The sequence below is a fragment of the Aeromonas sp. EERV15 genome (assembly GCF_900079845.1).
In the GTDB taxonomy this organism is placed as follows: Bacteria; Pseudomonadota; Gammaproteobacteria; order Enterobacterales; family Aeromonadaceae; genus Aeromonas; species Aeromonas sobria.
In genome coordinates this window covers 1-444 of sequence record NZ_FKKY02000152.1, presented here as the reverse complement: position 1 = coordinate 444, position 444 = coordinate 1, and the positions used below count along the sequence as shown (strand labels likewise).

Below are 444 nucleotides of genomic sequence, written 5' to 3'. Positions count from 1 at the left end.
GCCCTCGGGCCACCGCCGCTGGCCGTCCTCGACCCAGGTCGCGGCGTGCAGCATGCCCGCGTCGCCCCAGGCGAACGTGCGGTACGAGACGCCGTGATAGAGCACGAAATCGAACTGACCGTCCAGCCCGTGCGGGCCGATGTACTTCGCGATCGTCCCGTAGTTCTCGTCGTTGCACGAGGCGCCCTGACCGCAGTCGCTCCAGCCCATCGCCGTCTCGCCCATCAGGAAATATCGGGTGCCCGCCGGCTCGAACGTCGCCCGGACCTCCGCCGCGAGGTTGCGCGTCGCGATCTCCTCCACGTGCTTCACGGCGTCCACCCGGAGCCCGTCGAGGTCGAGCTCGTCGAGCCAGTAGATCGCGTCGTCCACGAACGCGGCGTTGGCCTCGGGCACCGTGTGGTCGATGTCGGGGAGATACCCCGCGAACATGCAGTCGAGCGC

General features: G+C 69.1%; 1 protein-coding gene. It reads right to left on the bottom strand.

The window, feature by feature from the left end:
- Positions 1–444 (bottom strand): alpha-amylase family glycosyl hydrolase (locus tag BN4575_RS22955; protein WP_218060818.1); only part of this gene is annotated, 444 nt, incomplete at both ends.